Here is a 25,111-nt window from a genome sequence, read left to right on the forward strand (position 1 = left end):
ATTATTTCTCACTTTCTATCATTTTTAAAGTAAATTTTTGCCAAGCTTTCAAATAATCCAATAAAAATATTTCTTCATCTCTAATTTTTCCTACAACATTAGATTTGCCAGTATTTACAAAATCTTCCTTGGCTATTTCTAACTCTCCCTTATACTGTCCATATTCATTGGAATTTATAATAACTGATCCTTTTTCTATATGTTCTTTTGGATTAAATATTGGAATATCATACTGTTCATATTCTCTTACAGTGTTTGTAGATCTTATCAAATAATCAGAAATATCACCTCTATAGTATAAATCAGATTCAAGAACTATTTTTTTCATTATATCAGGAACATCTGCTAGCAATTCTACATCAAAACTTGCTTCTGTTAGCGATATATTTTTGATTTTATCCAGTTCATCATCGGTTGGGTAACAATTAGAAATAATAATATCATCGCAAAGATCCATTAATATAAGATGCTTTAATTGCACATCCATCGGCAAATCTCTATGCATTTCAAGACTTGGCAAACCCTCAGTTATTGGCCATGGTCCAAAAGCATCTTTGTTTTGTGAAGATATAAATGCCGCCGTTCTTATCTTCTTTTGATTAAATTTAATTGAATTTTCTCTAAAGAATTCTAAGGAAATTCCACTATGTCTTTGTGGATAAAAATTATGACAACCCAAAAGATTAAATCTGTTTGGTCCATAGTCAAATATTTCATCTATGCAATGATCTACTGATGACATATTTATCTCAATTTTTAAATTTTCCTTATTTTGACTTAGGCGAGCTTTTTGAAGATTATTAAAACCTCCATCAATCCTAATTCCGTCTGCTCCGATTTTTTTGAAAAAGCTCAAATCGTCTATTTTTACATCAAAGATTTTGAAAATTTCTTCATTTGTATCAACTATTATTTCAAAATCCCTATTTTTAGCATATTTAAAGATCTCTTTGAAAGTATTTTCTATTTCCTTTTTGTCTTTGTTAGAGAGCAAAAGATTAGAAAAAATCCTCTTATAGCCATATTTAGACATCTTGTCAATATATTCTTTCATTTCATCTATATCGGATTTGTCAGGATATATCGATATTCCAAGTTTTCTCTCCACTAATTCCTCCTTATCTTCATCTATTAATCTTAACTATTTTCATGATGCAAAGAATTATCAAAAAAGATGATACAAGCATCATTACCATCATTGCTATATACTTACTCATTAACAAAACAATAGCATTTGTCATTGCCAAAAAAAGATTAATATATAAGTATCTTTTAATTTTATCAAAATCTAAATTTTTCCCATTTATGATTTGTGCTATGCTAAAATGAATTTTAAGAATAATGCCATTTAAAACCATTAGCAATGTCATGCTTATATATGCTTTTTTTATATATAAGCCAACAATACAATACAAAGTTAGGAAAAATACTATAGTTAGAACATATCTAATAAAAAAATATTTGTTAAATTTCTTAAAATTATTAGCTCTTTCCGTTTTTTCGTTCATTTTATAGATTGTCCAAAACTAATTTAGCCATTTTTTCAATTCCAGATGGAATAGGAGCGTAGGCATCGAAATTTACTTGAACAATTTTCATGTCATTTTCTTTTGCTTTTTTTGAAAATTCATCAAATAACATTCTAATTTGTGGGCTAACCAAAATTAGCTCGTACTTATCTTTTTCAAAAATCCTCTTTTTATCTACACTTGTGGTGGCATCAATATGTATATCATGACCATTGTCGTTTAGGTAGCTTGTCGTTTTTTTTGCCATCAAGGATGATGACATACCTGCGTTACAAACTAGAATTACATTTTTCATATTTATCCTCTAATTCTTTTAATTTCTTATAAGTTTTTATAAATCTTTTTGCGTTTTCCATGGAGATACTTGCCATAGTCAAATGATCTTGAGCATGAATAAAAATAATGTTTAATTGAATTTTCTCTCCATTTGCTTCGCTAGTTAACAAGTTTGTTTGGATTTTATGACATTCCAAAAACTCTTCATTTGCTTTTTCTAAAAGCTTATTTGCACTTTCAAAATCATATTCTTCTGCCTTATCAACTGCACTAGCAGACAGTGTTCTTGATTCACCAGCATGAACTATTATTTGAAAGGCAATCTCATACATCTGCTCATTATCCATAATTTTCTCCCTTTAAAAATATTTCCATAAATTCAATGCTATTTTGGGCTTTAATTGCTTTTTCTTTGATCTTGTCATTAATCAAAAAATCTCCTAATTTTTCATAATAAAGAGACATATCACCAATCTCACTTCCTACAAATAAGGAATATATTAAACTAACCTTTTTATCTTCCCATAAAACTTCCTTATTTGGGATCAAAATAATAGAGAAACTCTCATCTTTAACTTGCTTAAAAATATGAGGTATAGCGATATCATCAGCCAAAGCTGTACTTGAAAGCTTTTCCCTTTTTTGGTATTGGCTAATAATTTCTTCCTTAGCCATATTTGTTTTCTTAGTTGCAATCTCAGCTAAAATCTCTATAGCATGTTCCCTGCTATAGACATCTATATCCCTTATAAGAATTGAATTAGAAAATATTTTGTAAATTTCCCTACTTCCACCACCTTTCATAGCTTTGTCTATATTAATAAAATCCTTCTGTTTAAAAAGTATATCCACATATACAATTGGTGTTTTTGTATGTAATTTCAGATTAATTGAAGAAACTATAAAATCAAAACTTTCCAAATCATAGTTGCCTATCTTGCTATAATCAATTAAAACCAATTTGTTAATTTGCTTAGAAAATTTAGAAATTAATTGAGATTTCATAACTTGGGCGCTAGAATTGCCCGAACCACAAACTAAAAGAATATCTTTCTTGTTTTGATCGTTATTTTCCATAGCACTAATAACATGCAATGCCAAGTAGCCAATCTCATCATCAGAAATTTTCGTCTTGTATCTTTCGTTTATAACATTTGAACCAATTGTCGCAATAAAAAACGCAATTTGATTTGCCTTTATATCTTCCAAGAGTGGATTTTTCATATCCAATCCATACTTAATTCTCTCAATCAAAGGTCCTAAATGTGTGCTAATAGAAAAATAAAAATCGATATTCGCCCTAAAATCGTATTTTGTAACTTCATAAATAGTATCTATGATTTCTTGGGCAACACTTGCCACTTCATTTGACAATTTGCCATGATCGCTTACAGTGTTTTTTGCAATCAAATGCATAGTAAGATAAACTAGCTCTTGGTAAGGAATAGCCATATCAAGCTTTTCTTTTAAATTTTCGACAATAATGCTTGCAATATTAAACTCTTCGTAAGAAATAAGCTTATCATCTAAATCCATTGAATTTTCGACAATCCTATTATCTCTAATCCTTAGAATTGAAATATAAATATGAATAACCAAATTTTTGAAATTAACATAAGGCATATAAAAATTCGGCCCGAAATCTATCTGATCAATAATTTCTTGTATCTTTTCAAATAATATAATATCTTCATTATCCTTATAGATAGAAGGATCCATCCCTATTTCATTTTTGATAGCTTTTCTAATATTTCTTTCACTACCTGTTACTTTCATCCCATAATAAGGCTTTGACTGTAAAGTCAGGTCATATTTTTTTAAAACTTTCTTAATATAAGAAATATCTTTTTGCGTTTGAGAAAGGCTTATATAAAAACTATCTGCAATTTCCTGCTGCTTGATATAAGAATTAGAAAACAAAAACAAATGCAAAATACTTTCAATTCTACCTTCCTTATCAGCATTGTCATAAACAAAATAAGCATGCTTGTACCAATCATCTTTAAGAAATTTTTTGAAAGCATTTTCATCAGTAATAATAAACTTATAACCATAGCCTTTTAAAGACTTAATCTTAGCTCCATTATCTTCAATATAAGTATTTAAAATATGAATCTCTCTTTGAATAGTTTTATCGCTTAATTGCAAGTCTTTTCCAATTTCTTCAGACGTATGGTAATCATAATCACTTGTCAAATAATCAAAAATCAACTTCAATCTTGTTTCAATCATATAGCCACCCTCAATTAAAGTATACAGGAAATCGCTAACATATCCACGGATATTTTTTCCTTAACAAAAATAATTTTTGTGTGAGTAAATGTTTTGAGAAAAATTTATGATGACTTATAAAACTCCCAATCACTTGAATACAACGATGATTTTATCTTAAAAAATTTAAAAAAGAGAATGCAATCTTTCTATACGGATTGTATTCTCTTAAAATTAAAATTTTCCTTTAATTATTAAATAAAACAGCCATTCTACACTTTTTTTAGTTTCGATCATAAGATTAGTTTCAAATTTATTCCTATGACCTCATTTTAAACTCTGGAGAAATCCAAGAAGCAAACTCAAAGGCTATATCTCTATGGGCGTAGGTTCCACCGTTCCTTCCTGCTCTAGATGTAATTCCAATAGCACCTGTTGATTCAATCCATTTTTTTGGACTTAATACAAAAGAATTGCTCCCAGACTCATTTTTAAACTGGTCGAATTCCACCAGTTTAAAATCAGAATTATTCAAAGATTCCCAAAGTCCTAAATATTCAATCGTGCTTCTACTACGAAGCCAATTTTTTATAATGTCAGCCGGTGCATTTGGATTTTTTTGCTTAGCTATATCAGTCAAGCTTATATAATCCTGTTGATCTTCATAAGCAATCACCGAAATTTCATGCCCTTTGGCATTTAATTTTAATTTAGTTCCTGCCATTTCTCCTCCCATTTATTTAATAATTAATAAACATATGATAAAATATTAACAATGCGGATTAGTTTTTCTTATAAACACTGAACTAGTTTTTTCCTAATCACTTTATATTTTACACAATTATGCGAACTTTATCTATATTCGAGTGTAAACCTAATTAAAGCTTCATCAAAATCCTCTTCCGACACACTCATATAAATATATGGTACATAATGTTTATAAAAACATTCCAATTTTTTAGTTGAAAACCCACAAACCTTAAAAATCTTAAAAAAACGTCTTCTCTTTACTTTCGGATTTATTCCATCGCTAAATGGTATTGAAAGAAAAACTGTCTCATACTCTGAAAATAATCGAATAATATAATACAAGGGCAGAGATAAGAAAAGATATATAATCGGAATCATAAAACTTACTAATGTATCTTTTGAATTTAGATATTTATACTTATGAATCCCCACTTCTATAGTTTTAAAGGCCAAAAACAACCCAAAACCGCCCATAATACCATTAACAATCTTATGTACACTCTCATAATTACTATTTCTCTCAGTGTACAAGCTTAATACAGATAATATGGTCACTATAGGTACGATTATAAGTTCTAATTTTATATCAAATGTAAATATGCTAATAATAAATTCAATAATTATAGTAGCATTAATATTATCCTTGATTAGTTTTCTTAGATTGAATCCATAATTTTCATCTGTAATTGCTCTGAAATAGTTAATCAAACCTACAAATACCGCCCAAATAATTATATCCTTAGTATAAATCCTATCCCATAATGATAATTTCGAAATAAATATTGTTACAATTAATATGTATAGAAAGTATATAAGAAAGATTATCATTATTCCTGGTTTAAATAATAGTATTATGCCATCAATGATTATTATTCTTGTATCCTTCTTTATCATGAAAAAAGATATAATTATAGCTGTCCAGATTAATGTCGAAAGCTCTCTTGTAGAAAATATTCCCATATTATTCTCCTTATACCTAATATATGGAACACTTTTGATATAATGAATAAGTTTTGTTTTTTGTTTATAATTAAGCTTTCTTAGCTTGAGATTTTTGTAAGCTTAAATTCTAAGTCATTATTATGATTAACTTCAGATTAAAAAATTCTTACTTTACAAAATAAATATTATTAATTTCTCTGTAGATGAAGTATGATACAAGTGTTATCATCAATCTCATTAGCATGAGAGGAGGTGAGACTATGCGAAAAATCTACAGTATCATAGTAACTATCATAGCAGAAATAGTTGGTCACTTAATCTGCAAATGGCTAGATAGCATACTTGATGATAATTAGCCTATAGTATAAAAAGACGAGCGGACAGGCTCGTCTTTTTATTGGTCGAAACCATGCATCATCTCTACAGTATCATGGTTAATATTAACATACTTCTGATCTATATAAAATTCAATATTATTGTACGCTTTTGTGCTATTATAAGCGCATTTATAAGATACTAAACCACCACTCATGGGAGAACCTGCCGGCAGTCAGAGTAGACAAGCCTACGACTATGAAGATTAGTCCGACTGTTTGTGGGATTGATACTAAGGTGTTGTTGATGCTTTGTGAGATCTTTCGACTCGCTTCGCTCGCTCAAGATGCCAGAGGGGGGATGAAAAAAGTTCGTTCAAGATGGCAGAGAAGTGAGGTACTCTATTCGCCCAAAATACAAAGGTAAAAGTAAAAAATTCTATCAATATTCCAGGGCTAATAAATTTGTTCACTCAACTTGCAAAGGGAAAAGTAATAAAATGCCTTTTCTCCTACCACTGCATATCCCAAAATCTTTCCTTAAATTTTGTAAAAATTCTTACCATTCTATCTTTAAATTCCAACTGGCTTAGGTCTTTGAAAAATTTATCCATTTTGATTTTTTTTGTAGACAGCTTAATCGCTATCCATCTTAGTATGGCAATTAGAAAGAATATGCAGATAAAAATAATAAATCTTACAACTCCTATTAGGCAAGCAAAGTAGAAATTGTCATTTTTTATAGAGTAAAAACTTTTAATAAGATTTTGGCTTTGCTCCTTACTTGTGATAATTACAGCTATAAAAAGGCAAGCTATTACTATATCAAAGTCATTTAAGCCAATATTTAGTATTTGGTCAAGGCTAAGTTCGCGCGAATCTTGTCCTACTTTTTCATTATCCTTATCTAGTTTTTTGCTAAAAGGTCTAAAAATGAAGAAGGCAAATAGAAAAAATATTGATATATATTCCCATTTCTCAACATTAAAAAATCCAAGCAAGAAAATAAAGACTATAAGACCAATTACAGCGAGAAAACTTAGACTAGTATTTCTCATCGCATAGAATACAAGTTCCATTGTATATATAAAAAATAAGAGAAAGAATAAAAAAATTGTAGTTCTTGGAAATCTTTCATGGATATTTACCAGCAAAGTAAAAGAATATAGTGCAAATACAACAAGACTTAAAATATAATCCAATTCTTTCAATTCCGACTGAATTTTCTTATATTTGTTGCTCATCTCTTTGAAGATACAAGTACAAACAACAAAAATAAATGCAAGCGCATTACAAAAAATATTGGCCGAAAACTTTAATAAGCACAAAAACATTATAATATTAATAATAGTAGCAAGCAGAAAAGTTCTATCCTTATTTTTAAAATCAAACATAATTCCTCCTTTTTTATCTTTATAATAATAAAGATCCCAGTTTTTTTGTATTCTACTAGATAAAAATCCTAAATCAAATAGATTAAATTCTATTTAATTGCTAGAGCAGTTAAAATTCTTTTCAATTTTCTCTAACTATTATATGTATTATTTAATAAAAATTATTAAAAATGCTTGAGTAGAAAAAAGGAAAAATGATTAATTGTAAACAAATAGAAAAAAGAGGAGAATTTTCTCCTCTTTTCTTATAATTCAATTTCCTTAAAGGCAATTGATTTGTTTTAATTATTAAGCGTTAACTGCGTTTCTTTTTCTCATAGCTACGAAAGCAACTGTCATGATTGCAAGACCTGCTACGATAAAGATTAGTGAACCGATTCCACCTGTTTGTGGGATTGTTAAGTTCTTGTTTACTACTTTTTGAGCAGAACCTTTATTACCATCTTTATTTAATAAAGCAAATCCATTTTCTTTTGCTTGACCGTCTGTATCTTTATTAAATTCGATGTCACCTTCGCTTTCCCAAGAATTTGCAGAAACTGTAAATGGAACTTCTTTAGTTAGTTTTGCATATCCTTCTGGAGCTTTAATTTCTTTTAGGTTGTAGTTGCCGTCTTTTAGACCGTCAATTGCAAATTGACCCATTTTATTAGATGTTAATTTTACAACTGTAGCTTCATTTTCTGGATCATTTGTTGTAATCCATTCATATTTTGTATTTAATTCTTTATATTTTGGAGCTACTTGGTTTGTGTAATACTGATCAATAGCATCTTGAGTGATTTCTTTGTTTGTTTTTGCATCTACTACCATTTGGTCATAGATAGCTTTAACTTCTGTATATTCTTGTCTATTGTTTGCGACTTTACCTTCAGCTTTTTGTGCTAAGTATTTATCTTTTGCTTCATTCATAATTACGAATGTAGCGCCACCAGCAACTCTCTTGTTTTCTCTATCGCTAATTTTAACGAATTTTTTACCATGATGAACAAGTTTTGGTTCTTTTGGGTTAACTTCTTGGTTGTGACCAATGTGGTTTACAGCTTTGATTTGTCCGTCAGCTGTTTTTTCGTAAGAAACTTCTACGCCGTCTTTACGTTCAATTTCTACTACCTTATATGATTTCTCGTTATCTAGGCCTTCCCATGTGTGAGTATCTTTACCTTTTTCAATTGTAACTTTTTCACCAACTGCTTTTCCTGTAGATGCATCATAAAGTTGGAATGTAGCTTTTTCGCCTTCAGCAAATTTTCCATCATCCCATTCCTTTTTAACTGTGATTTTCTTATCTACTGGTTTTACTGGAATTGGAGTATTACCTTGTTTAGCATCGTTACCATAGAAGAAGTCAACGTCGTTTGATTCTGGGATATTAACGATTGCTTTTTCATTTAATGTAGCAGCATATTCTAAAGCTACAATGTGTTTTTTATCATCGCTAACTTTTTTTAGACCCGCTTCTGTTAATTGAACAGTGAAGCCATTTTCTGCAGTTTCATCTAGTGTATAATCAGCTTTTTCAGCTGCAGCACCGTTAATAAATACTTTAACTGAGCCTTTTTTGTATGTTAGACCAGCTGTCATGTTATCGTTCCAATAAGCTGTTTTGTATGAAGTATTTTCTTTAAATAGAGTTTCTACTCTGTATGTTACTTCATCGCCTATTTGGTGATTTTTTAGATCGCTTTCAATTTTATCTTGAGTTCTTTCTTTATTGTGATTGAAATCATCAGTTTTTTGATTATCTAATGTGAATTCTTCTTTGTAGTCTTTTATTACTTCTGGTTTGTCAGCGTCTGTATTTTTTGGATATAAGTTTAGAACATTTCCACCCATTATAGTTGCTGGCAATGTGATAGAAGCAGGGATTGCTTTACCATTTTTGTTAAGTAGTTTACCATCTTTTGTATAAGTAGTTTTTTCTAAATTTTCTACGATTACAAATGTGGTTGGTTTTTCTTTATCTCCATCTTTGTCTATTTCAGAAGATAAATCAAATTCATCAGTACCATTAGTTTTTGTTAAACCTTCTTTAACAAGTTTGTATGCTTTATCTGTCTTAATCTTATCAGAGTCATTGTGTTTAGATCTTAATTCAGATCCTGCAACCGCTCCTGCTGTTCCTGCTGCAACTTCTTTGTAAACTTCAAAGTAAACGCCATCTACTTCTTCAGCTGAATTACCAAAGAATTGTTTGATAGCTGTTATCTCTCCACCATTAGTTCTGTTATCTTCTTCTGACCAGTTACTAAGGTCAGTAGAGTTCATAACTATTTTGTGGATTTTGATAGTTGAAGTTGTTGTTGCGTTTTCTTTATCTGCTGGTGCACCTTCTTTTTTAGTAGGCACTTGACCATTATCATAATATTGGTCGCCAGGTTTTGTGACTGTTTGGTCTGCCTTAGCAGTTGTAAATGGTGCTACTAGTATACCAAACACCATTGCAAACGCTGTTAAAAATGACAAAATTTTCTTTTTCATTTGTTTCTCCTTTGTTTTTTATTTTGCCAGTTTGATTGATGGGAATTTATCCCTTCTCATTTGAGAATATGTATTCTCGATAAGTTCAAATCAATCCTTCTACAGTTTCATTATATCATATTTTTGAAATAAAGTAACTGTAATTTTGAAACATTCCAACATTTATTTAATTATTCGAAAAAAGAAATCTTTAAAGGTTCTTTTTCGAATTAATTAACGAAGTTTTTTGCTTTTTTTAAAAGCTGTGTGAAGTATATTTTTATTTTATATATGCTGTTTTATATTATTTGCAGGTAATTTGGGGCGTAGGGACGAGGGGTTACGGAGACCCCTACGTCCCTTCCCCCAAACCCCCTAACCCTTGTTACCCCCGCCGCCACTGCGTGGAGCAAAAGTTGTAGAAGTTTGCTTCGCAAATTCTTTTTTTTATTATTGGTTTTTGCTACTTTGTGAGATCCTTCGACTCGCTTCGCTCGCTCAGGATGCCAGAGGTATTAAAGTGTTCGCTCAAGATGCCAGGGCGATTTTTCGCCAGCTTGGCAAGATGGGCGTGGTTTTGTTTGCTTGTTCTTTTTGCTAAGCAAGTTGTTTTTTCTTGCCGTAGATTAATGCACCTATCAGCATAAATGCTAGACCGATTAGGCTAAAGCCTATCCAAACTCCCGGTCCACCGGTTTGTGGGTATGTGGCTTTTTTGTTGGTTATTTGGTAAGGGTTAGATTCGGAGTTGTCATACTTTTCTTTTTCTCCTGCACTTTTTGTTATCACCAATTTACCATTAATATCAACCATAAACTCAATTTCTATTTTTTGATTTATATAGCCAATTGGAGCTTTTATTTCAACAATCCTATATTTCTTGTTAAATTCTACTCCTTCAAATTTGATAAGGCCCTTATCAGCTGAAGTGACTGTCCAATCTTTGCCATCTTTCTTGAGGTTTTTCCAGATTTGCTTACCTTGTTCGTCTACTTTTTCTCCATCTGGTTCTTGAATTCCAAAGATTGCACCTTTTAGATTGATGGTCGTATCGCCTTCATCAACTTTCTTAAAGTAAACATCTGGGTTTTTGATGTTGGCTATTTCTGTTGTGATTAGGTTAATATCACGGTCTAGATACTTGCCATAGTAGTCAAGTGAAAGAGTCTTTTCTTTGACTTTAATTGTTGATGAGTCGGCTACATATTTATCTAGGGTTTCTTTTGGACTTGTTGTTATATTGCCAGTTGCATCTACTGAAATTTCATTGTAGATTACTTTTGCTCCAACTTTTCCTTTTTCCTTGTACGGCATATCTACAATTATCTTGTAGTATCTTTCTGTTTCTGTACTTGGTGTAGTAGTTCCTGGAGCTTGGCCTACTGGGTTGTGGCCATCGTCCTTGTAAGGGGCAGTGATAGTTACTCCAAGGTTAGGATTTCCACTAGCAGGGTTATTTATCTCTACTTTGTAAGATGTGTTATCTTTGTCTGCTATAGTTGTTCCATCATCGCTTGCTACAAGTAATACTTTTGTATTGGCCTCGGTAAGTTTTGTTGAACTATCAGGACTTTCAAGAACAATTTTCTTGTTTTTAAGGTCTGATGGTTTTGCCTTTAGGGTTATTATTTCTCTAAAGGTCTTATTTTCTGGATTTAGTCCGACAATTTGGCTATCAAGGCTTGTTGTTGATGAACCCATATAGGTTGGAGTTTCTATTTCCTTCATATCGTTGTAAGTAGGATTTTCAGTATTAGTCAATTTGACTTTACCATCTCTAGTTACTTCTATTTCCCAATAGGTGTATTCATCTGGTATCTTGTAGCCTTTTGGAGCTTCTTTTTCATATAGATGATATCTTCCAGCTGGAAGGTTCTTAAACTCGGCTATTCCATCAGCCTTTGTTGTTATGGTTAAGTCGTCGTAATCTTGTCCATCTTGTGCTTCTAAGAAGAATTTAACACCAGCTAAAGGCTCGCCTTTTTCATTGGTCTTTCTAATCTTAATTTCAGCTTTTTTGTTGTTTTCTAGGATTTTCTTATCATTTAGGATTTTTGTGATATTTCCGTTTGCATCAACTTCAAAGCTTGAAATTAGCCCTTTTGGATCTTTTGGATCAGTTGAAGTAGGTAGGTCATAGGTCTCATCAGCAGTTTGGGTCTCTATTACTAGGTATTTGCCAGGTGTAAGTCCTTGCCATGAGAAGATACCATTTGCATCTGATGTTGTTTCAGAGTTAGGAACATCTTCGTATTTTCCATGTGAGTTTTCTTTTTGGAGTTTGAATTTTGCTCCTTTTATGAGACTTCCTATACCAAGTTTTTTAAGTTCCTCTTCATCTTTGATGTTAGTATCGTTTGAGATTACACCTCCATTAATTTTTACAAATTCTATCTTGTTAGGATAGTTTGCAAATTTGAAAGTCATATCTCCCGTACTCGTTCCTTCTGGTTTGTAGAATTGTGACCAAGTGTAGAATACTCCATATACTCCATGGTACCAACTTTGAAGATCAGAACGTCCTCTAAAACGATCATAAGACAAATTGTAGTATGAGCTTGTTTCAAGAACGTTATTATTGCCAGGATTTTTCAATTGTCCTTGGATTACAACAACATAGGTTGCACTATTTTCATTATAATAGTCAAGATACATTCCATAGTCTTTGTTAGAATTACCGTATTGATAATCAAATTTAGTTTTATTATCTACAAGACTTAGTCCTTGTGCTTTGTATCCATTAGCAGTATCATCGTCAAATTTGATGCCATAAGAATCTGGCAAGTCGTCTGTTTGAGGTCCACTTTCGGTAGAACCTGTTCCAGATTTTTGGAATACTTTTACATTTGTTATATTAACTGGTTGACTTGTTATAAATCTAAACCATCTGTTCTTGGTGTATTTGTTCCATGGGTTGTAATAAACAACTGTTGTAAATTCACCATTATCTGGATTTAGTCTTAGCATATATGAAGATATATCAACATTTGGATCTTGGTAACCTTTGTGATCTTGTCCAGGGGTGTTGCCTCTGTAGTTGACATATATACTATCTGAATAAGTGTTGCCAGCTGTGGCAGTTACAGTTATGTTATCTGATTGAGGAACAGTTTTCCTATCAACATAAAGCTGTACACTTAGTTTCATATCTCCAAGCTTGTAATTATCAAGATATTCTGTAAAGGTGTAGGTGAGCTTTCTCTTGTTTTTATCAACTTTTGCCTTAGCTACAAGACCTGCATCAGAGTATAAGTTAAAGGTTTGATCTTCTTCTTTGCCCTTGCCGTCTTTGTCTACGAATATACCAAATAGGTCTACATTATCAGAGAAATCTATGGTGAATGTATCTCCAGCTTTTACCGTAGCTCCTTCTTTGACCTTTAGGTTAAAGTAAGCAAGGATTGCTTCTTGTTGGTTAGGTTTTACTTCACTTGTTGATGAAGTTTCACCACCGATTGATTTCAATTGTTTGAAATTGCTGTCATTTGGATCAATGTTATTAAATAGAATGTCCTTTGTAACATCTCTTGGGTTAGCTGGTTTTTTTGGAACTTCCCAGTTTTTGCCAAGTAGAACTTGTTTTAGTTTTCTGTCTATAACATAACCATCTTTGGTCTTTGTTTCCTTTAACCAATATGATCCAAAGGCTAGACCATCAAATTTGATTTTGCCGCCATTTGCAGTGGTTATCTCTCTTATTTTCTTACCTTCAGAATCGTAAAGCTCGTAGGTTACTCCGTCAAGACCTTGACCTTTTTCATCAACTTTTTCTAGGTCAAATTCCCCATTGCCAGGTTTGGTGTTGGCAATTGTGGTTAACTCTTCTCTGTTAGTATCAGTTATAGCTTCTTCTGATGTGTCAGTTGTGATTTTTATTTCACCATCGACAACTCTAAATTTCTTAACTGGACCGTCAACTTCCATGTATTTTTTGCCTGGGGCATATGATGGAGCTTCTGGTTCTATAACTTGATAGTAACCATCAGTTAGGCCTGTAAAGGAGAATTTACCATCAGTATTTGATGTGGAATAATAAGCGCTATTTGCTGTTGATACTGGACTTATGGTAGTGCCATAATCCTTTTTGCCATCAGCTTTTTCTATATATTGCTTACCTTCTCCATCAGTTTTGATAAATTCCATATTTTTGGTTACTGGATAGTAGGTTTTAACTTGGTCAGGATCTTGTTTTTCTAGGTAGAATCTTACATTAGGAAGCTTTGTATCCTTAGGGTTAATCGTTCCATCTTCTCCCTTAACAAATTCTCTACCAACTTTTGTAAATTCGATTTCTGCCTTGTCATTTACTATCTTTAATTCTGAATTAGTGGTTTCATTTACAGGGCTAATTGTTATTCCACCACCGATTGGTTCTCCAGTTTCTGTGATAGATTTACCAGCAGCGTTTTTAAGCTCAGTTCCATCTGGTTTTATGACAGCTTTTAGGATAGCTGTCATATCAGATCCTTGTGGCTGGTTAAACTCTAGCTTGTACTTATTAGAAGTCTTCTTGTAACCATCTGGTGATTTTACTTCTTCTAAGAGGTAAGTTTCTCCGGATTTTACACCATCTATCTCAAATTTATAAGATTTTGCACCTGATAGATTTATAGTTTTGGTAAATACTTTTGGATTTGTATCCGTAACTTGAGTTAACCTTAATACCAACTTGCCAGAATTGATGTTAGTAAAGTCTTTTCTATTAGCTGGATCTTTTAGGAATCCTTTTGATAGTGGGAATGAGGATTTGGCGATATTTTTGATATAAATACTAGCATCTTTTGGATCGACAAATGTTGTCTTTGCTCCTTCAGGGCCATTATTTAGTAGGTAGATGAAGTCTTTTGCTTCTACCAAGACATTTTTGCCATTGGCATCTTTTTTCATCTCATAGAATTTCTTTTTAAGTTTATAATTATCGGTCTTATCTTCATAAACTTGGATAATTATTTTCCTATCTTCTATTTTTTTGTAGCCTTCTGGGGCTTGAGTTTCTATAAGGGTGTAGACACCTTGAGCTAGTTCTGGAATCGTGAATACGCCATTTATGCTATCAACATCGAATGGTGCAAAGTTTGATTGACCAGTTAAGGCAGGATCTGGTTTATCGCCATTAGCAGAGTTTTTCAAAAGTATAAATTTGGTATAACTCTCGATTAGGTCATCTTTGTTATTTCCTGAATATTTCTTCCACTTTAGTTCGACCGTATTTTTGATGTTGGTTAATGTATAAGAAAATCCATCTGCATCTGGTGTGCTTAGTTTTTCAAGAGTATTTTTCTTATCCAATCCTTTGGCGATATAGGTGTTGGTGTAATAATCATTATCGTGTTCTTTATAATATTCGCCCTCAAAATTCTTGTCATATTTTACTTCTAGGCCATTATCGCCTTTTACAATTTTAATTATCCACCTATCTTGGTTTGTGGAAGAATCGTAACCTTCTGGCTTTGTGGTTTCACGTAGTTCATAAACACCTGTGCCAAGTTTGAAGAATGTTACTGAACCATTATTTTGTGAACGAGCTCTATCGTAATAGGCTGATGTTGCTGATGATACACCGTCAACATATTCATATTTTTTGCCATCTAAGCCTTCCAATTTCTTCATATCGAAGTAAACACCAGCTAGAGGTTGATTAGCTTGGTTTTTCTTCTTAAATACGAAGTTTATCTTTTGGTAGTTGGCAATTTTGATGTCTTTTGGATTGCCATCAGTGTCTTGGCTAAATTTTACTGAAGCATCCGGATTTTTAAATACAATCTTTAATTTGAAAGTATTTGGATCTTGAACTACCTTGAAGAACCATGAACTTGGTTTTTCGTATTTTTCGATAGCTCTTATTTCTGTTAGTTTGTAATCACCAACAGCTAGACCCTCAAAGCTAAAGTTAGAATTTGCATATGAGTAGAGGGTTTTTTTGTAGCCACCTTCTTTTTCCTTGCCATCATTATTAACTTCTACCAATTCAAAGTCTGAAGATTCGATTTCTGGATATTCGCCATTAACTTTTTCTCCCTCAACTTTTTGGAATTTAAAGTCGATGAGGTTTTTGCCGTTTGCGATGCTTGTAAGTTTGCCATCGTTTTTAGTCGTAAATATCGTACTATCGGAAGCTTTTATTTCTTCATACTTCTTTGTTGCTGGATTTAATTTGTATCCTTTTACAACTTGTTTCCAAGAACCGTCAGTTGCTTCTGTAAATTTGATAGTTAGGTAAGCATCAATTGGAGCATATCCATCTGGTGGAGTTAGCTCTTCTAGGATGTAAGTTCCTTCTTCGATTTCTTTAAAGTGTACTCCAAGTCTATCATTTGATGTTGATTTTGCAAAACCTGCATCAGCATCGTATGGTTCAACTCTCTTACCTTCTTCTGTACTTACAGTGGTATCGTATTGTGCCTTATGATTTGTATCAAAGACTGGATTACCAAGGCTATCTACTCTTGCTTTTCTTAGGCTAAATACAGCATCATTTAGGTTTTGATAAGTTTTATTGTCTTTCTTGAAGAATTTAAGTTCTGTTTTATTCTTGTAGTTGGTTACCCTAGCATCGTGTATCCACTTGTATGGAGCATCAGGTCTTGCTGGGTTTGAACGTCCATCATCTCGTATTTCTTCTATATATTTACTAAAGTCAGGGTCTCCTGCTTGGAAGCCCTTGATGGTTGTTCCTATAAGTTTATTTCTTTCTTCATTTGTGATTGCGCTGTTAAATTTATCATCTGCTGTGAAAGTATGGGTAAAGTTAAAGGTAATATTCATGTAGTTGGCATCTCTTGGGACTTTGTTTTCTTGAACATAAACCTTGAAATACCATTTCATGGCATTGCCATCTTTATCTTTTGGCAATCTATATGATCCATCTGGAGCTTTAATTTCTGTTAGTTCGTAGATACCTGGACTTAGCTCTCTAAAGTAGTTATCTCCTGGCTCACCAGTTGCCTCAGACACTTGGTCATAAGCTTCTGTGGCATATTTTGGAAGTTCTTTTTCATGCGTGTTGGTATAAGTACCATCTGGGTTTTTGATGTATTTATCCGCTTTTTCACCATCGATTAATTTACGAGCCTTAAATTGTGAACCTGTCAAAGCTCCTAAGTTTTCGTTAACTTTGGAAATTCTTAGTGGGATCCTAAAGCCTGTTTCATCGTGGTTAAATATTTCTGTTAGGTTACCATTGGAAATTTCTAAGGTTAGCTTATTATTTGCATCAACTTTTGTGAAATCTAATGGATAATTGCTAACAGTATTAGTTCCCCAATTTTTGCCGTTATCGCCATATCTGGTGTAAACTAACCTATATTCTTTTGAGGAATCTAGGCCATTAAAGTCTAAACTTCCCTTGAAAGGAACTTGTTGAGAAAAGCCCGCTACATCTACCCAAGTTTCAACCATGCCAGTCAATTGTTTTTCTTGTAGTCTCATAGAACCAGCAAAACCTTGAGGAGGATTGTTGCTAGTATCATTGCCATCTGTTTGGTTGTGATAAGTAAAGTTTACCTTAACATCTACATTTGCTGTTGGTAGTGGGATTAGCTCAAATGTTGGAGTTACTGTAACATTTGCTTGTGGCATATTAAATGTATTGTTAGTTACAGGAATATTATTGCCGTTAGCATCTACAACACTTAGACTTTTTAGTCTGTAACCTGTTGCAGGACTTGGTGTAATGGTAACTAGTGATCCTGCATTTACATTTGCCTTTGGTTGTGCATCTATTGAGCCATTAACAGAAGGTGCAAGGGTTACACTATAGGTTGTTACTGGAATTAGTGTAAAGTTTGCAGATATTGTTACATCTGATGCTGGCATATTAAATTTATAGCCATTGACAGTGGAAGAGTAATAAATATTTCCATTTGTCGTATTATTTGTTACAGTTAAATTTTGTAATTGGTAGCCAGGTCTTGGACTTACTGTAAGATTTACCTCAGCGCCTTCTTTGATATTTTCACTTGGGTTCGCACTTACGCTACCATCTGTCATAGGAGCAATGGAAACATTGTAAGTTACAAGGTTATTTTTGTTGATACCTGCTTCATTATCGTAGGAATCACCAGCCCAGTTATTGCTACCCCATACATCTGTAACATTGTATTTATAGTCACTTCCAAGTCCAAGTGGTGCGGTATCTGATGGATAAGAAGTTTCTATTTCCACTAGTATTGCACCTTGATATCTTGAAGGTATATCTGCCTTTACCCTTAGAGGTTTTTGGGCTTCTCCTGGTTTTCTTTGAGGAATAAATTGAGTTGGATTGATATTATTAGTAATATCCGTCTTTGTTCCAGTGATATTATCTAAGGTAGAATTTTCTCCAACTTCATAAATTTTCATTGTAGATATAACAGTTTTACCATTTTTCAATCTAAATTCGCCATTTTCTGGCTGTCTATGAATTTGTATATTACGAGCAAAATTTCTACCTTGAGGTCTAAATAGAAAGACTTGTCTAAATCTATTATCGACCTTGTTAATCTCGGTGATTCTAGTTTCCATTTTTAAGTTAGAATGTTCAATATTTGCTCTACCTTCAGAGTTAGCTGGATTAACATCTTCCCAATCATTTGCAGATCTTAAAGCTGTTCCAGGATTGTTTGCTTTTACTGGGCTATTGGCAAGTGGATCTGATAGTGAAAGTAAAGAACTTGCCTTAGCTGTGTCAACTAATGATAGTCCTGACATGGCAAATCTGGTGTTTATTGGAGAATAGTCCATAGTTCTTGCACCAGTGTTGGTTGCTGGATTATCTTTGTATTTTTTGACAGTTCCATCATTTTCTACAAGGATGTACCAAGGGTTAGGATCTTTTTCATAACCTGCTGGTCCTCTGTATTCTTCTAGAACGTATTTGCCTGGTTTTAGTTGGTCAAAGGTTACAATACCTTGATTTGCCGGCAAGTCATTTGGATTTACTCCAACTTGATTGCCATTTCCATCATCTTTTGTGATAGGATTTCCCGGAGTTACCTTTTGGATGTATTCTTCAGGGAAACCTGCGGCATTTCTCTTTATATTGTAATTATCATCTGCTGTGTAAAGTCTAAAGTAAGCACGTCTTAGGCCTACTCTTATAGGATTGCCATTTTCATCATTAAAGCCTATGGCATTACCAACTTTTTTGATTGAGAATTCTCCTAGAGCTGTACCTTTGTGGAAGTTTATTACACCTTCAAATATCGCATGCTCGCCATATTTAGTGTTAGGGTTGGTATCTCTTACTATTACCTTCATATGGCCTTCGCTTGCTATGGCTTCTGCTTCAACTTTTAGCAAAATTCTTCTAGCTCTTATATATCCAACTGGTGGGTTAACTTCTCTAAGTACATAGTAATGACCAAATTCAAGATCGTGAAGTTCGAAAGAATAATCGTACTTACTATCTGTGAAATCTCTGCGAGCGCCAGAAGCTTTGGAAATATTTTGAATTATCGGTTCTTTGTTTATTGGATGATTTTCATCAAGAATTGCTCCGTAATAGTCTGCCTCATAGAGGTTAAATTTCACATCCTCGTTATTTTCGTCAACTAGTTTTATGCTAGCAGGAACTGGTTCTCCACCATCAGATAGGTATTTGCTAAAAGGAATTGATATCTTTCTAGGTTCGTTGCCTATTAAAAATCCTTGGATTTTATTACCTTCCTTAATGATATCTTTTAGGTGGATTTCTGTTAGGTCGCTTAAAGGACTATTGATATTTGTCTCTTTAGGAATTTCGTAAAGTTTGTACTGAAGTTCTCCAGCTTTTTCTCCTTCTTTTATTTCAGAAACTACAAGTTTCCAACCATATAAATCTGTCGGTTGATAGCCTTTTGGAGCTTGAATTTCTTGTAAAAGGTATTCGCCTATTTTTAGGTTGTTAAATTCAATATATCCGCCACCTTTGGCTTGCTGACCATCAATTGTTGGAGTTGGTGCTTCTGTTTTTTGAGTTTTGTCGGTGAAGTCTTCTTGTAGATAAGTATCGCCATCTATCATCTTTAGAGAAGTAAGTCTAAATTTAGCTTCTGGAAGACCTAGGTGTTCGTTTTCTTCATCATTTTTGAATTCTTCCCTAACTTTTCTAAAGGTAACTTTTGTTTCTTTTGGATTGTTTTTGATTACAACCTTGCCATCTTCTTTTTCAAGGTCGGTATCGACAAAGTTAACCAAAACTTTTTCTTTATTATCTACTGGATCTGTGCCATTTTTAGCTTCAAGGACATATCTTTTTGCTTTTTGATAGCCTGCTGGTGCTTTTGTTTCTTCTAGGATGTAGTAGCCAGCTGGAATTTGTTCAAATTTGAATTCTCCACCATTTCCAGAAGAAGTTTGATTATAAGCGTCGTCATAAACAGGGTTTACTTCTTGAGCTTGATTTTTAGCATCTTCTGCTGAGCTTGCAGATTTTAACTTTCTTAGGGTAAATTCTGCTCCATCAAGTTTTATGAATTTATTTTTCTTGATAAATTCGATTTTACCAAGGTTATCTTGGATATTTATTACTCTGATTTTTAGATTATTAGTAGGGTCAATTTCTACTAAAGGAGTGCCTTTAGCAGATGTTGGCACATCGCCTACTAGCCTTAGAGTTGTTTTGTAACCATCATTAACACGAATTTTTTTAAGGTTAAAGAAGTCATAATCGCCACTATCGCCGTTAACTTCTTCTCTTTTTACTTCGATTGTAAATGGTTTTATGGCTTCATAGGTAGCTGGCGCTTCTTCTGTTACTCTATAATAACCTGGTTTTAGGTAAATATTATTGATATCGTTAGTATCTGTTGATGTCCAAGTTCTTCTTTCATTTGTATAGATATTGGTAAAGGTAAATTTAGCGTCCTTTAGTTTTGTTTTTCCATCTTCTTTATATTTGTCTATTTGAATTGGATCAGATACACGACCTGTCATCAATTCTTGGTATTTACCTGATTCGATGTGGCTGTAGTAAACAAGTTTGACTAGGTCAGCTTTTTCATTTGACCAGTCAGAGCCATTTTTATAAGAATTGATGACTCTCCTGTTTAACTCTTTAGCCATATCCAATTGTGTATCTGCAACTGGTGGATAGCTTCCTATTACCTCTTCATTATCTTTTAATTTTCTAAGTTTATCAGGAGATGTTACATATCGATTTGGTAGTGTGCCATCACCCTTATATTGACCAATATAACCTGTTTTTGGAGCAGATTCTCTTCTACCTGTTAGGGTATAAGGAACTTTCCATTCTTGGGTGTTGTAGTTAGATGGTATAGAAAAGTAATCGTCTGTTAATTCTTTACCGTCAGTATAGTAGTGAAGAACTTTTTGATACATAGCATTTTCGATAAGTCTATGCATTTCTTTGCCATTATGACTAGATGGATATTCTTTTTTGATTTCGTTACCATAGTAGTAGATTCTTTTCATCAAGCTTTCCATAGCTTGGCCTGGATTTTGATTACCTGAATTTAGATAAATGCCATCTCTTGTAGGGTTAGTGCCAGCTAGCTTATCTTCAAGTGTATAGGATGACCAACCAGGTTTTCCTTCGCTTAGGATTTTTTCATTAAGTCTTGAAATCAAATAATCACCTGATGGGTTTTCGTGAATATCAAGGAAAATACCATTTTTGCCCTTATAACCTGGGTCAGGAATTCCAGAGTTAAAGCATTGTACCATATCAAAGTTTTTGTTGATACGCATGATTGGATATGGTAGTTCGTGGTAGGCAATATAATTGTTTGCCAAATCTTCGGCAGAAACTTTTTCTGTGAATAGGTCGATATTACCACCTGTTGTCGGTGCGTTAAAGCTTGCATCGAAATTATTTACTTTCTTTTCTGTTATATTTGCATTTAGATAGAAGGAATCATTTCTGCTACCTTCTTGATCTTTATATTCATAGGCAATAATAGTTCCAGGGTAAAATTCTCCATTATCTAGCAAGACGTCATTAATTTGACTAGTTTGTCTGTAACCACCAGATTTGAGTGGTACATAGTAAAGTTTCCTTGGGGTGATGCTTTGATTATTAGTTCCTCCGTTTAGGTAGAAGTTTGGATTTTCAAAAGCAAGGTCTTTTGTTTCGCCAAATCTTAGTAAGTCAAGAGCATGCCAATCTACTCTGGAGTCGTTGATTCTTTCTGCAACTATAGTTCTTGATGAATCGTAGTAAAATCTCTCGTTGGTAAAGTTGTCTTTTAGATTGACTCTGGCAGGGATTTTGCTTTCTACCAAGTTAAATGGAACTTCTGCAAATCTTTGTGCATCTTCAATTCCTCTTAGCCATTTGATTGGTGTAGGAATTTTATTAAATTCTCCTATAAATTCATCAAGCATACTCTTGATGTAGTTAGAATCAGGGTTAATCCTTAGACCAATTGAATAAGTTTCGTGAGGGTGATCTGGATCTATAAAACCCTTAACCTTGATGTATAAATAATTACCAAGATCAGCCTTCTTTATAGAAGTGCTTTGGCTTAAAAGCTCTCCCATATTATTTGATACGGTATAACCAGCTTTGTTATTTAGGTCGGATTCATTTTTTGATGCCTTAAATCTAAAATCTCTTAGACCTTGTTGGCTTGAGCCAAAGATAGTTAGGTTTAGATTGTTATAGTCAAGCTTATCTTCTCCTTTGTCAAGAAGTGTAGAGGTATTAACTTTTATATTCCATTCAACATAAGCGCCATTAAGTCTTGTAGGATCTTGAGTTGTGATTGGGTTTCCTAAACTATCTTTAAGAGAAGTTGATGTAGTTTCCCATGCTAGTTGGTAAGGATATTTTTTAGATGAACTTTGTCCTTGATCATTTATTACAAAAGCTGTTGAAACTGGAGAGTCATCGTCTATTTTTACAGTTATAGTATCCATTGATTGGACAGGGTTGTTCTTTGGTGCAACTTTTATATCAATGTTTACTGATTGATTTGAACCAATGTTTGCCGTATCAAATTTTAGATTTTGATTTATATCTAATGATATATCCTTAGTTACAGGTTTTATAAAGGTGTATCTAATATAATGATCTATTCCATCTTCGATATATTGTGCTGTTGCTACCAAACCTAAACCTGTAAAGTAAAGGTCATTTAGGGGTTGATTAGAGCTATAATATAAATATGGACCTAATTTTACGTCAAAGTACCAACCAGTTGGGATTGGGTTTGCGCCTGATGCCACTACATTCATCTGTGCTTTTAGGTTAAATTGTTTGTCGGCAAAAGAATCAGATTTCATCAAATTTAGTGGTCTAAAGTTTTCATTTCTATCTTTTTCTACCAAAGCTAAGATAGCATCATTATTATCAGACATTAATTTTTCTTGGTCTTCTCTAGATAATTGATATTTTTCGCCAAAGCTTGTTAGAAGATTTTGAATTTCTTCAATTGTCTTCTTCTCATCAGAAAGAGCAGCTTTTAGTTCTTGGTCTGCTTTTTCTAGGTCAGTTTTTTCTTTAGCTTCTTTTAAATCTTCTTTATATATGTAGCCGATTATTTCATCTATTGGAAGATTTGCTACTTTGAATTTTTCTTCATTTAAGCCTGCGATTAGACTTTGTAAAATTTCTTTTAATTCTTCTTTCTTAAGATCTTTAGAATTTTCTTTTAGATTTGTCTTAAATTCTTCTTCGGTGATTTTTTCTTCGTTGTAAGAATTTAGGGTTTTTGTAATTTTTTCAATTTGTGCTTTTAAGTCTTCGCTTAGTTTTTCTTCGCTTTTGTATTTATTTATCAAAGCGTCTTTGTTTAGGTCGATAGGGGAAGTTTGATTTTCTTTTTCTTCTTCTTTAGATTCTGATGGTTTTTCTTCCTCTTTTTCTGTTTTTTCTGAATTTTCTTTTTTGTCAGAATTTTCTTTCTTTTCTACTTCTTTATTTTCTTGCTTTTTTTCTTCAGGCAAAGGGTCTTCAGAATTCTCCTTCTTTTCTTCGTCTGTTTTTTCGTTTTCTTCTTTATAAGAAGGATTTGTTATTATTTTATTATTGTAAGAAAATTCTTTTGGATTTGCCCCTTCTTTTACTTTTGTTGTAAGGGCGATTTTTGCTATGAAGCCTTGAGGGATTTGTAGTTCGGTTTCTTCTGTGTAAGGGATTTCTTGGCTATAAGTTTTATTTATTAGAAAACCTTGGTCGGAAGCTTCATAGAAATCTACCTTTATAAGGCTATCTGTTGTGTCTTGATTTTCATCTACTATAAGTTTGTAGTTAAGAGCTTCGTTATTTTCAGCATATTTTGGAAAGATATAATCTGTCCAGTTAATTTCATTTGTTTTGTCAGATAGTAAATTTTTGCTATTGTCCTTATATTCGCCTGCTACTTGGAAAATATCTTCGATAAATTCTAGGTCAAAATCTAGGGCTTGATTTTCTTGATCAATAATTTCTGGATTTTCTGGATCTAGAAGATTTTCCTTACTCTTATCTATATTTCTAAAAGCCAATCTTTCTTGGTGAAGAATTCCTTGGTTTTCATTTTTAATCAATAAGTCCAAAGCAAATTGATAATTTTTGCCTGCTCTAATTTCTTCAAGAGTTTTATCGTCAATTTTGCTACTTAGGTAATAAAGCACTGAATTATCTACTTGGCAAGTGCATGATAGGGTTTTTATTTCATCACTTTGGAAAAATGGTTGGTTTTCTTTTGCGTCTATTTCAACTTCATTGCCATTTTCGTCAAAGCTTGTTATTTTTTGGATATGTAGGTCATTTTGTTTGGAATTTTTGTTAAGAGCAAAGATTGTTTGAAGATTTCCTAATTTTTCTTCTTTACTATTCTCTTTGTTTTTGATAAGAATTTTATAGATGATCTCTCCAGTTGTTTTGGAAAGACTTACAGATTTTTCGATATCTAGCTTTTCTAGATTTTCTTTAAGAATGTCAGATTGGAGGAGGGTTTTTTCATTTTGGGCAGAATTATCCCTTGAATTTGGATCTTCGTCTTTTTCATTTACACCCATTAGACTTGAATCTTTAGTATAGGTCTCTCTTTGTTCGCCATTTAGACTTTGGGCTACGATTTCACTTGGAAATGTCAAAATAAGTACTAAAACTAATGCTAATAGTTTTACCATAGCCTGCCTTATCCTTTTTCTCATTTACTCCCTCCAGATATTCTATTTAAAAATTTTTACTTGATTTTTTATTAGTAGTGAAAATATATACTTGATAAATAATAATATAAAAGATAGAAAAAATCTCACAGTATTTAATTTGTATATATTTACTCTATTATACACCGTTTTCAAAATAAATAATATAGTTTTTTCAATG

9 protein-coding genes and 1 pseudogene are annotated in these 25,111 nt (G+C 32.7%); all 10 read right to left on the reverse strand.

Translation table 11 applies throughout. From position 1 onward, the window contains the following. Position 1 precedes the first annotated feature (1 nt). Positions 2-1,108 carry a DUF871 domain-containing protein gene (locus CS884_RS08695; RefSeq protein WP_219350587.1) on the reverse strand — a complete coding sequence of 369 codons (1,107 nt, stop codon included), beginning with the start codon at positions 1,106-1,108 and terminating at the stop codon, positions 2-4. Positions 1,109-1,124: 16 nt separating this feature from the next. Beyond that, on the reverse strand, positions 1,125-1,508 hold the full coding sequence (locus CS884_RS08700) for a hypothetical protein (RefSeq protein WP_099321448.1): 384 nt from the start codon (positions 1,506-1,508) through the stop codon (positions 1,125-1,127). 1 nt (position 1,509) lies between these two features. Continuing rightward, positions 1,510-1,824 carry a PTS cellobiose transporter subunit IIB gene (locus CS884_RS08705; RefSeq protein WP_099321449.1) on the reverse strand — a complete coding sequence of 105 codons (315 nt, stop codon included), beginning with the start codon at positions 1,822-1,824 and terminating at the stop codon, positions 1,510-1,512. Beyond that, entirely contained in the window at positions 1,799-2,152 is a 354-nt protein-coding gene (locus CS884_RS08710) for a PTS lactose/cellobiose transporter subunit IIA (protein WP_099321450.1), read from the reverse strand. Before CS884_RS08710 ends, CS884_RS08705 begins: the two co-directional genes overlap by 26 nt. After that, positions 2,145-4,037 (reverse strand): BglG family transcription antiterminator, encoded by a 1,893-nt coding sequence (locus tag CS884_RS08715; protein ID WP_099321451.1) that lies wholly within the window; start codon positions 4,035-4,037, stop codon positions 2,145-2,147. Before CS884_RS08715 ends, CS884_RS08710 begins: the two co-directional genes overlap by 8 nt. A gap of 307 nt (positions 4,038-4,344) precedes the next feature. After that, positions 4,345-4,740 (reverse strand): annotated as a pseudogene (locus CS884_RS08720) (KilA-N domain-containing protein); the annotation flags it as partial. Positions 4,741-4,868: 128 nt separating this feature from the next. Continuing rightward, positions 4,869-5,726: a hypothetical protein gene (locus CS884_RS08725; protein ID WP_099321453.1), complete on the reverse strand. Its 858-nt coding sequence runs from the start codon at positions 5,724-5,726 to the stop codon at positions 4,869-4,871. Between the two features lie 808 nt (positions 5,727-6,534). Next, positions 6,535-7,416 (reverse strand): hypothetical protein, encoded by an 882-nt coding sequence (locus CS884_RS08730; protein ID WP_099321454.1) that lies wholly within the window; start codon positions 7,414-7,416, stop codon positions 6,535-6,537. Between the two features lie 288 nt (positions 7,417-7,704). Beyond that, a complete protein-coding gene (locus tag CS884_RS08735; RefSeq protein WP_099321455.1) occupies positions 7,705-9,897 on the reverse strand; it encodes an isopeptide-forming domain-containing fimbrial protein in 2,193 nt (730 codons plus the stop codon). 576 nt (positions 9,898-10,473) lie between these two features. After that, entirely contained in the window at positions 10,474-24,936 is a 14,463-nt protein-coding gene (locus CS884_RS10665) for a SpaA isopeptide-forming pilin-related protein (RefSeq protein WP_099321456.1), read from the reverse strand. Positions 24,937-25,111 lie beyond the last annotated feature (175 nt).

This window comes from Anaerococcus sp. Marseille-P3625, from assembly GCF_900232825.1.
GTDB lineage: Bacteria > Bacillota > Clostridia > Tissierellales > Peptoniphilaceae > Anaerococcus.